7 protein-coding genes and 1 riboswitch are annotated in these 10,619 nt (G+C 44.3%); of the genes, 4 read left to right on the top strand and 3 right to left on the bottom strand.

What is annotated here, in order from left to right; all coding sequences use genetic code 11:
- Window positions 1-107 precede the first annotated feature (107 nt).
- A complete protein-coding gene (locus CXF82_RS04345; protein ID WP_101092789.1) occupies window positions 108-500 on the bottom strand; it encodes an H-NS histone family protein in 393 nt (130 codons plus the stop codon).
- 339 nt (window positions 501-839) lie between these two features.
- Between CXF82_RS04345 and CXF82_RS04340 the strand changes: the two genes are divergently transcribed.
- From CXF82_RS04340 to CXF82_RS04330, 3 genes are all read left to right on the top strand, one after another.
- Entirely contained in the window at window positions 840-1,589 is a 750-nt protein-coding gene (locus CXF82_RS04340) for an electron transfer flavoprotein subunit beta/FixA family protein (protein ID WP_101092791.1), read from the top strand.
- Window positions 1,589-2,512 carry an electron transfer flavoprotein subunit alpha/FixB family protein gene (locus tag CXF82_RS04335; protein WP_101092793.1) on the top strand — a complete coding sequence of 308 codons (924 nt, stop codon included), beginning with the start codon at window positions 1,589-1,591 and terminating at the stop codon, window positions 2,510-2,512. Before CXF82_RS04340 ends, CXF82_RS04335 begins: the two co-directional genes overlap by 1 nt.
- Before the next feature lie 196 nt (window positions 2,513-2,708).
- Window positions 2,709-2,930: riboswitch (Lysine riboswitch) on the top strand.
- Between the two features lie 79 nt (window positions 2,931-3,009).
- Window positions 3,010-4,581, top strand: coding sequence for a Na+/H+ antiporter NhaC family protein (locus tag CXF82_RS04330; protein WP_101092795.1), 1,572 nt, complete (start codon window positions 3,010-3,012; stop codon window positions 4,579-4,581).
- A 99-nt stretch (window positions 4,582-4,680) separates the two neighbouring features.
- Here CXF82_RS04330 and CXF82_RS04325 read toward each other — a convergent pair whose 3' ends face one another.
- On the bottom strand, window positions 4,681-6,816 hold the full coding sequence (locus CXF82_RS04325; RefSeq protein WP_102043725.1) for a M3 family metallopeptidase: 2,136 nt from the start codon (window positions 6,814-6,816) through the stop codon (window positions 4,681-4,683).
- 399 nt (window positions 6,817-7,215) lie between these two features.
- On the opposite strand from CXF82_RS04325, the gene CXF82_RS04320 reads away from it, so the two are divergent.
- Complete coding sequence (locus CXF82_RS04320; protein WP_101092799.1) at window positions 7,216-7,794, top strand: thymidine kinase; 579 nt, start codon at window positions 7,216-7,218, stop codon at window positions 7,792-7,794.
- A 193-nt stretch (window positions 7,795-7,987) separates the two neighbouring features.
- Here CXF82_RS04320 and CXF82_RS04315 read toward each other — a convergent pair whose 3' ends face one another.
- Window positions 7,988-10,135 carry a M3 family metallopeptidase gene (locus tag CXF82_RS04315; protein ID WP_102043724.1) on the bottom strand — a complete coding sequence of 716 codons (2,148 nt, stop codon included), beginning with the start codon at window positions 10,133-10,135 and terminating at the stop codon, window positions 7,988-7,990.
- Window positions 10,136-10,619: the final 484 nt, after the last annotated feature.

The following is a 10,619-nucleotide window of genomic DNA, read 5'->3' as shown; positions in this document are numbered from 1 at the left end:
TAATAGCAATTACTAAGCGGTAATTGTAACGTCGAATGTGATTACGTGATGAGTATTAACAAAAAAACCCAGCAAGCGCTGGGTTTTTATAGGAAGTAAATGGAAACTTATATAAGAAAGTCTTCCATTGTGCGACCTTTTTCTAATTCATTCTTGAATACGGTTGGCATACGCCCTTGGCCAGTCCACTGAACCATTTCACCATTGACTTCAATTTGGTATTTAGCTGGACGTGGAGCACGTTTCTTAGGTGCTGCTTTAATGCCTACACCACCAATATCGTCAACTGATAAGCCAATCGCTTCCATTTGCTGACGAATTTCTTCAATTTTAGCATTACGTTCAGCCATTGCTTCACTTTCTGCTTCAGCTTGAGATGCTTTTTCTTCGATAATTTTTTCGAGCTTTACACCAAGATCTTTTAACTCTTCAAGAGATAACTCTTTAACCGCAGCTTTAAAACGACGACCGTGGGTCAATATATCTAAAAATTCGTTCATAGTGATAGATGTCCAATTAAGATAGAAAAGTATTTTTATATTCTGTCACAAATAATAGGAACTATTTCGATAAGGATCAAATAAAATTTCAATTTAATTGAGAATAAAATATATTAATTAAGATTAATTTGTAATAACAGTGATTATATTTCTCAAATGTTATCAATATCGGTCAATTACTGCTTATCTATTTAGATTAATGTGAACAGTCGTTCGGCTGCATGTTGACGTTAACGTCAACAGCACGTAAAGTAACTCTAATTTCTGTAATAGTTGCTTTGATATATAAGTAGCTATTCGCATAATCCCGTTCATTAAGCGACGTAAGAAGGAAGCCCTATGAAAGTATTGGTGCCAGTAAAACGTGTCGTCGATGCCAATGTAAAGGTCAGGGTTAATGCTGACAATACGAGTATCGATACCGCAAACCTAAAAATGGCGATTAACCCGTTTTGTGAGATTGCAGTAGAAGAAGCCGTTCGTTTAAAAGAAGCGGGAAGTGCTTCTGAAGTGATCGTCATGAGTATTGGCCCAAAAGCTTCGCAGGAGCAATTGAGAACCGCGCTAGCATTAGGTGCTGACCGCGCTATTCATATTCTGACTGATGAAGACCTTGTGCCTTTGTCTGTGGCTAAGCTTATACATGCGGTACAGAAAAAAGAGCAAGTCGACTTAGTTATTTTGGGTAAGCAATCCATCGATAGCGATAACAATCAAACAGGTCAAATGTTAGCGGCTATTGGCAAAATGCCACAAGCAACGTTTGCCTCTGAAATCAAGATGAATGCAGACCAGCTTACGGTCACTCGCGAAGTTGACGGTGGCCTGCAAACATTGATGCTACCTTTACCAGCAGTGGTTACCGCCGACCTACGTTTAAATGAACCTCGTTACGCAAAATTGCCTAACATCATGAAAGCTAAACGTAAGCCACTTGAAACACTGACTCCTGCAGATTTCGATGTGACCTTAAAGTCTCACCAGACAGTCCTTAAAGTGACTCCGCCCGCTGAGCGTAGCGCGGGTGTGATGGTGTCTTCTGTAGAAGAGTTGGTTGAAAAGTTAAAGAATGAAGCGAAGGTGATCTAATGGCAATTTTAGTATTAGCAGAACACGATAACGCCAGTTTAAAACTGGATACCGCTAAAGTGGTTGCTTGCGGTCAAGCGATTGGTGGCGACATTGATGTATTAGTCATCGGTCACAACTGTAATGATGCGGTGAGCAGTGCACAACAGCTCAATGGCGTACGCAAAGTCTTAGTTGCCGATGCTGCCGTTTATGCCAACGGCCTGGCAGAAAATACTGCCGATGTAGTCACTGACGTTGCAGCTGACTATGAGCATATTCTTGCTGCGGCATCAAGCCATGGTAAAGATGTATTGCCGCGCGTTGCAGCTTTACTCGACGTTAACCAGCTTTCAGAAGTGATCGCAGTGGTGAGTAGCGATACGTTTGTCCGCCCTATCTATGCGGGTAGCGCGTTAGCCACAGTCCAGAGCTTGGATGACAAAAAAGTGATGACGGTACGTTCAAGTGCATTTGATGCGGTTGCAAGCGATGGTAGTGCAGAGCTTGTGACACTGACACAAGAGGTTGCACCTCAAGTTGAGTTTATCTCTCAAAGCCTAACGGTATCAGAGCGCCCTGAATTGGGTAATGCTTCTGTTATCGTGTCTGGCGGCCGAGCAATGGGCAACAGTGAGAACTTCGGCATCCTAGAGCAACTTGCTGATAAATTAGGGGGTGCACTGGGTGCATCACGCGCTGCAGTCGATGCAGGCTTTGTACCTAACGATCTGCAAGTGGGTCAAACAGGTAAAATTGTTGCGCCAGACTTGTACATTGCTGTCGGTATTTCGGGTGCTATCCAGCATCTAGCTGGCATGAAAGATTCAAAAGTGATTGTGGCTATCAACAAAGATCCAGAAGCGCCTATTTTTCAGGTTGCTGATTATGGATTAGAAGCGGATCTATTTGAAGCGGTTCCACAGCTTTTAGAACTGCTGTAACTCATTAGCCATTATAGCCGTGACAAACTAATAACCGCCAAGTTGTTTTCAATAGGTTACTAGGCTGTTATCGGCCATGTGTTCGAGTTGGTAATATTTGCGATCTGTGTCACGATAAGCGGCTTTAGGGTAGCATCCCTAAAGCCGCTTATGTTTTTATGTCACTCACGTTAATTAGCTCAGTCTATTTAACGTCCTTAGAAGTAGAGGTGCATTCAATATTAGTACCAATAAGTAGGGTGATGCCTATGACTTGTTGAGAAAGGATTTGATGCCGAAGTGACATAGCATATCGAGGCTTGTTGCTGGGGCTGTTACCAAATAGGAACAGCACTGCCATAGTATTTCTTATCGGGAAGATAAGAAGATTTTATATTGATGTCGAACATTAATATTACTGTGGAGCGCTACTGATAGGACAGGTGTAATCAGCTCTCAATGCTATATCCCACCAGTTCAGTCGGCCTCCATTCGTACTTAACGAAGATAATAATTAAATGACAATTTTAAGTTATGCCGATTCGGCACTTTCGTTGCTGCCTCCGGTAGTGGCAATCGTACTGGCGATGTTAACCCGTCGTGTTTTACTTTCTCTTGGGGTGGGGATCCTACTGGGTGCGCTACTGCTGACAGATTTCTCTGCCGCAAACACTGCCCAATACGTGGGCACAAAAGTCATGTCGCTGGTGTGGGATGATGGCGCACTCAACAGCTGGAACCTATATATTATTGGCTTCCTGATTGTGCTTGGAATGATCACCGCACTCATTACCGTGAGCGGTTCGGCTCGGGCGTTTGCCGAGTGGGCACGCAAGCATATCCGTAATAAGCGTGATGCCAAGCTATTAACCATGTTCCTTGGTTGTGTGGTGTTTATTGATGACTACTTTAATAGCTTAGTGGTGGGTAGCGTCGCAAGACCGCTAACAGACCGTTACTATATCTCGCGTAGTAAGCTTGCTTATCTACTGGATTCAACGGCTGCACCTATCTGTGTGATATCTCCAGTATCGAGCTGGGGCGCGTACATTATTGCCTTGATTGGTGGCATATTAACAGCACATGGATTTACTGATACAGGACATTTGAGCACGTTTGTACAGATGATCCCGATGAACTTCTACGCTATTTTCGCGTTATTACTGCTACTGTGTGTCGCACTAATGGGACTTGATATCGGTCCTATGCGTCAACATGAGCTTAATGCACAAAAAGGTAGCCTTTATGATGAATCTAAAGGATTACCACCTGGTGCTAGCTCTGGATTACCAGAAGCTGATACGGGTAAAATCATCGGTTTGTTTTTGCCTATTACGGTACTGGTGTTTGCCACATTCTACTTTATGGTCAGTAGTGGTGGTGATGCGCTTGCCGCTAAAAACGAAACTTTCAGCCTGATTGGCGCGTTTGAAAATACTGACGTTGGCTCATCACTATTCTTTGGTGCTTTAATTGGTTTAGCCGTGACGCTAGCGCTTATTATTTACCAAGGTGTAGATAAGAAGATGATCGTTAAAGGCTTGGTCGAAGGCATTAAGTCTATGCTGCCAGCAATCTATATATTGGTATTTGCCTGGACGATTTCAGGCGTTATTGGTCAGCTTGAGACTGGCAAGTATATGGCAAGTTTAGCGACCGGTAATATTCCGTTTGCGATGTTGCCAGCTGTCCTCTTTATCTTGGCAGGCTTAACAGCGTTCTCGACTGGAACGAGCTGGGGCACATTCGGTATTATGTTACCCATTGCCGCTGATATGGCGATGGGCAGTCATACGAGTATGATGTTGCCAATGCTTGCAGCTGTGCTCGCGGGCGCTGTGTTTGGTGACCATTGTTCACCTATTTCTGATACCACGATTTTGTCGTCAACCGGTGCAAACTGTCATCATATCGACCATGTGATGACGCAGTTACCTTATGCACTGATTGTCGCAGGTATTAGCCTAGGCGGTTACATCGTACTCGGTTTCACTGAATCAGTGTATGCCGGCTTATTGACCTGTAGTGTGCTGTTTGTGATTAGCGTGATAATACTGCGGATTAAATCTCGTCAGGGGATCACGGCTTAGCTAAGTGATAAGCCGTTAGTTTGTTGATTGCGCTTATCGTAAGGCATTAAAAAGCCGTTCTCAGTTGAGAACGGCTTTTTTGTGGGGACGATTTAAGCCTTAGTCGTTTAGGCCACGACGCTTAAGCAATGCTTCAGTGGTTGGCTCTTGACCTCTAAAGGCTTTGTAGGCATCCATTGGTGCAATAGTATTGCCGACCTCTCGAATAGTTTTTCTAAATTTCATGCCTATTTCACGATTCAATCCACCTTGGGTCTGCACGTAAGCAAAGGCATCTGCAGCTAGAATTTCACTCCACATGTAAGCGTAATAACTGGCTGAATAGCCGCCAGGAAACGCATGAGCAAAGTAGGTCGACTTATATCTTGGTGGTACTGCAGGCAAGTCGACGCCGTGCTTTTTAAGTGCCGCAGCTTCAAAACTGGCGACATCTTGCAGTGGCGCATCAGCTTTAAGTGAGTGCCACTCTAAATCGAGCAGGGCGGCTGACATATATTCAAGTGTATCAAAGCCTTGGTTGAAGCTACGCGATTTAAGCAACTTATTAAGTAGCTCTTCAGGAATAGGCTCGCCGGTTTCATAATGCTTGGCGTAGTTGGCTAACACCTTAGGGTGCGCAGCCCAATCTTCTTCGAAAGTTGATGGAAACTCAACAAAGTCACGTGAAACCGCAGTGCCCGAAAGCGTCGGGTAGGTGACTTTAGAGAACATACCATGAGTGCCGTGACCCATTTCGTGGAACATGGTGGTGACTTCATCATAGCTAACAAAGGTCGGCTCGCCCGCGGGGGCTTTTTTAATGTTCATTACGTTAACCACAACAGGCTTGCTATTTAGCAGCTCAGATTGGGTCACAAACGAGCTCATCCAAGCGCCGCCACGTTTGCCTTCACGGGCAAAATAGTCGGCGTAGAAAATCGCTAAGCTAGTGCCATCTTCATCAAACATCTCATAGGCTTTAACATCTGGGTGGTATACCGGTAAGTCTGGACGCGGGGTTAAACTCACACCATAAAGCGCGTTAAGGGTGAAGAACACGCCGTCTTCTAACACGCGGTCAAACTCAAAATAGGGGCGAATAGCACTAGCGTCTAAGTCATACTTATCTTTACGCACAAGCTCTGCATAATAGGCCCAGTCCCATGGGGCAAGTTCAAAATCAGCGCCTGTTTTGCCTATCATGGCTTGAATGTCGGCAGCTTCTTTATTGGTGTTGGCAACAACGGCTGGCACCATAGAGCCGAACATCTTGTAAACGGCTTCTGGCGTTTTGGCCATTTGTGGCGCAAGGCGGTAATCAGCCCAGCTATCAAATCCAAGCAGTTCAGCGCGCTCTGCTCGCAGTTGCGCTAAACGAGCCACAAAAGAGGCCGTTTCGTTTTCGCCTTCAAGACCACGATTAGCTGAGGCTTGCCACACTTGCTGACGCAGTTCGCGATTGTCTAACTGGGTCAGCACAGGCTGACGCGTAGTGTTAGTGATATTGAGTTGGTATTTACCGTCGTGGCCGTTAGCTTTAGCATCTGCCGCCGCGGCGCGAATCGCGCTATCAGATAAACCCGTAAGTTCAGCTTTATTGTCTACAACAATCGCAATCTCTTTGGTCAGTCTCATTAAGCGCTGAGCAAATTCATTGGTGAGCGTTGATTGTTCTTCGTTTAATGCGCGGATCTGCTGTTTTTGATTATCGTTGAGCTTAGCGCCCGCACGAACAAAACGCTGATAGTAAACCTCAACTAAGCGGTTAGCCTCTGCTGACAAGTTAAGATCAGCTCGGCTGTTATAGATACTCTCTACGCGAGTAAATAACGCTGGATTGAGATTGATATTATCTGAATGCGCTGCCATTTTCGGCGCCATGTTACCTTGTACTTGGCGTAACGTTGGGTTGCTGTTTGAGCCCGTCAGGTTATAGAACACTTTAGAGGTTCGGTTTAGCAGCTCGCCACTTTTCTCCATCGCAACGATGGTATTTTCAAATGTTGCAGCATTTGGGTTATTCGCTATTTCGAGGATCTCTTGATAATGCTCACTGATCCCTAGTTCGAGTGCTGGCGCAAAGTGCTCATCTTTAATCAAGCTAAAATCAGGTGCTTGGTATTGTAAGGCACTGGCTTGTAAGAAAGGATTCTGAGTCTGAATCATAGTCGCTGCCGTTGGATCATTTTTAGTCGTTGAACAGGCGCTTAATGCGAGCGTTGCAGTAATAGCGGCTGCGATGAGTGTTTTATGCATCGAGTGATAATTCCCTAATTATAGTTATTTTTTCTGATGAGTCTGTAAGTGACATTAGCAATTGTTTGTTAACTGATGCTTAAGAATGGGGGAATTGATTTTGTGTTTGGTGTCTTTCATGACGATAGATATGGATTTGAAAGGGTCATTTTGTATGGCAAACGCAGACTGGGGGGATGTGGTTAATCTTGCCCCAAATTATGTTGAGATAAGCGGGCTTTAAAATTGGTGTTAACTCGCTAGCTTGCCGCTATTGTCTAGACGGTTACGCTGCGTAGAGTGATAAAACCAGTGATAAACATAACGGATGATCAGCCTCACTATATCGTGGGTTGTGGATGATTTCTGTTAGCGAACAATGCTAGACTAACAACGAATTCATCCTTAAGGACTCTTGGTTTGGCGCAACTCTATTTTTATTATTCGGCAATGAATGCCGGTAAGTCGACTTCACTATTACAGTCTTCATATAATTACCGTGAACGCGGTATGAATACTTTAGTCATGACAGCGTCAATCGATAATCGATATGGTGTAGGTAAAGTGTCCTCGCGTATTGGCATTGAGACCGAAGCGCAAGTATTTGGCAGTGGTGATGATTTAACCAGTATGATCAACACGGCTCACGATGAGCAAACGCTGCACTGTATTTTAATCGATGAATCTCAGTTCTTAAGTAAAGAGCAGGTCAAGCAGCTTACTTATGTGGTTGATATTCTGGATATCCCAGTGCTGTGTTATGGCCTTAAAACCGATTTCCAAGGTGAGTTATTTACGGGTAGCCAATACTTACTTGCATGGGCTGATAAGTTAGTCGAGCTGAAAACGATTTGTCACTGCGGTCGTAAAGCCAATATGGTGGTGCGTCTAGATGATGATGGCAAGCCAATGCGAGAGGGTGAACAGGTCGCTATTGGTGGTAATGAAAGCTACGAGTCGGTTTGCCGTAAACACTTCAGAGAGTTTATCTGGGATTAACCTCTTGTTGTTCTAACATCAATTGAGACCCTTTAGAAGCCAGTCGCTAACCGCCACTGGCTTTTTTGTTGTGTCTGTTTAAACATTTGTTAGCCATAAAAAAGCGGCAAGCTTTAAGGTTGCCGCTTATTGTTAGACTCACAAGGATTGAATCGCTATTCAATGTTCGCAGACGTCAGGATAACCAGCAAGGTTAGTCTACTAATCCACGATGCTTGAGTAGAGCATCTACGCTAGGTTTTCTGCCGGTAAATTTGATGTAGTCTTGCATCAAATCTTCACTGTTACCTTTAGAAAGTACATTATCGCGGAATTTGTTACCGTTCTCCAATGACAAACCGCCGTTATGGCTCATGTAATCGAATGCATCAGCGGCAAAGACTTCGGTCCATAGATAGGCGTAGTAACCCGCAGAATATCCACCAGCAAAAGCGTGGCTAAAGTACGCTGATTTATAACGCGAAGGCACCGGTGAAAAGTCGATACCGTGTTTAGCTAGCGCTTGATGTTCAAACTTTTCGACATCATCAATTTTAGTATCCACTGAAATTGAGTGCCATTCCATATCCAAAATAGCAGCAGCGAGGTATTCAGTGGTATCAAAACCCTTTCCAAACTTACTTGCCGCTAATACCTTAGACAACAGCGCGTCTGGAATAGGTTCACCGGTTTGATAATTCTTGGCATAGTTGGCGATAACCTGTGGATTGATAGCCCAGTCTTCATTGGCTTGAGATGGAAACTCGACAAAGTCGCGTGGGGTGGCTGTACCAGCCAAACTAGGGTATTTCACATCAGAGAATAAACCGTGAACGGCATGACCAAACTCATGGAACATGGTGGTCACTTCATCGAAGGTCATCAGGGTTGGGCCCGATGCGGGCTTTGGAATGTTGAGCGCGTTATAGACAACGGGTTTAGTGCCTAATAAACCGCTTTGCGTTACAAATTCATCCATCCATGCGCCGCCACTCTTTCCTTCTCGAGCATAGGGATCGAGATAGAAGATACCGATGGATGAATTATCTTTATTGAAAATCTCGTAAGCTGACACATCTTCATTCCACACGGGTAGATCTGTACGCGGTTTAACCGTAATGCCGTACAGCTTCTTCATCGCAAAGAACAAGCCATCGTTTAGTACACGGTTAAACTCGAAATAGGGAGTGACTAGGCTCTGGTCCAAGTCATACTTTTCTTTACGTACTTTTTCGGCAAAATAAGCCCAATCCCAGGGAGCAAGCTCAAATTCCGCACCGGTTTTAGCTATTTCGGCCTGAATATCGGCAGCTTCCTGCTTCGCTTTTGCAACTGCTTTAGGGGCTAAATCATCTAAGATGTTATACACGGCGGCAGGAGTCTTAGCCATTTGATCGGCAACGGTATAGGCCGCCCATGAGTCATAGCCTAACAGCGCCGCTTTCTCGGCATGCAGGTGCGATTGTTTAATAATATTGGGACCGTTGGTATCCATTGCACGATTTGAAGAGGTCTCCCATATACGCTGGCGCAATGCACGGTTATTGAGGCTAGAAAGAATAGGCTGGCGAGTGGTGTTGACTAGGGTGATTAAATACCCTTCTTTGCCTGCGTCTTTAGCTGCTTGTGCTAAGGTCGCGATTTCTGCGTTAGACAAACCATCGAGCTCGGCTCTATCGGTGACGATAACCACTTCATTTTTAAATGCGTTCATCACGTTTTTTGAAAACGCGGTAGTCAGGCTGGCCAGCTGGCCATTGAGGTCGCGCATTGTGGTTTTATCTGCATCTGATAACTTGGCACCAGCACGATCAAAATTCTGGTAGTAGAATTCCACTAAACGCTTATCCGTAGCGGATAATGTATTACGTGACTGATACACAGCTTCAACACGAGCAAACAGTTCGGGGTTTAGATAGATATTGTCCCAATGTGCCGATAACTTCGGGGCTAACTCTGCTTCTAAAGCTTGTACTTTATCGGAAGAGTTAACACTGGCAAGATTAAAGAACGTTTTAGAAACTCGAGTTAGTAAGCTGCCTGCTTTTTCCATCGCCACTATGGTGTTGTCAAATCCTGGCGCTTGCTTATTGTTCATTATTTTAGCAATGTCGGCATCATGGTCAGCGATCCCTTGGGTAAAGGCGGGAGCATAATCAGCGAAGGAGATTTGATCGAACTCTGGTGCTTGATACTGCAAACGACTCTGACGCATTAATACATTGCTCACTTCTACCTGTGTGTTACTGACTTCTGTTGCGTTCATAGCTGGTGGAGTAATATCTTTGCTTCCAGAGACTTCTGAACAACCTGTGATCGTTAAACTGGCCAAAATAGCCGTAGTGAGGATAGACTTACGCATGGAGATTCCCTTTGTGATAACGCACTGCATTTTATTGACTAATTGTTATGAGTAGCGAATACCACCATACCAAGTGGATCTAACTAACATCAAACTCAAATTTTAAGTTTCAATTAATATTGTGCTGTAATAATAGGAATAACTGTATTATTTTTTCATGCTAAGCAGTTTGAGACCGTTAGTTTAACAGGGCTTTAATTGTTAACGTTTTGCGTCACTTCGCTACCCTTGATATCGCATTGGATACAAGATGTTGATACACATCATATTAGCGACTCTCATTGAATTATCACTTTGGCAACATGTCGCCATAAATTATCTGATATACAAATAGTGGACTTTTGTTGTGACTCGTCATTCTTATTGCGGCGATAGCGACATTAAATTTTGTTCATTTTAAGAAGGGGTTAGGGGCTGTTGATCTTTCACGGTTGTTTTTGCCGCCGTTTATTGGCTATTTCGACAAGGTGGAGGCTATGTCGTT

Origin of the sequence: Shewanella sp. GutDb-MelDb, assembly GCF_002836075.1 — a bacterium.
In the GTDB taxonomy this organism is placed as follows: domain Bacteria; phylum Pseudomonadota; class Gammaproteobacteria; order Enterobacterales; family Shewanellaceae; genus Shewanella.
This window is presented reverse-complemented; position numbering and strand designations above follow the sequence as displayed.

Excerpts from the sequence above, each read along its gene's own strand:
- CXF82_RS04345 (WP_101092789.1), bottom strand. The coding sequence starts at position 500 with ATGAACGAATTTTTAGATATATTGACCCACGGTCGTCGTTTTAAAGCT.
- CXF82_RS04315 (WP_102043724.1), bottom strand. The coding sequence starts at position 10,135 with ATGCGTAAGTCTATCCTCACTACGGCTATTTTGGCCAGTTTAACGATC.
- CXF82_RS04340 (WP_101092791.1), top strand. The coding sequence starts at position 840 with ATGAAAGTATTGGTGCCAGTAAAACGTGTCGTCGATGCCAATGTAAAG.
- CXF82_RS04335 (WP_101092793.1), top strand. The coding sequence starts at position 1,589 with ATGGCAATTTTAGTATTAGCAGAACACGATAACGCCAGTTTAAAACTG.
- CXF82_RS04330 (WP_101092795.1), top strand. The coding sequence starts at position 3,010 with ATGACAATTTTAAGTTATGCCGATTCGGCACTTTCGTTGCTGCCTCCG.
- CXF82_RS04325 (WP_102043725.1), bottom strand. The coding sequence starts at position 6,816 with ATGCATAAAACACTCATCGCAGCCGCTATTACTGCAACGCTCGCATTA.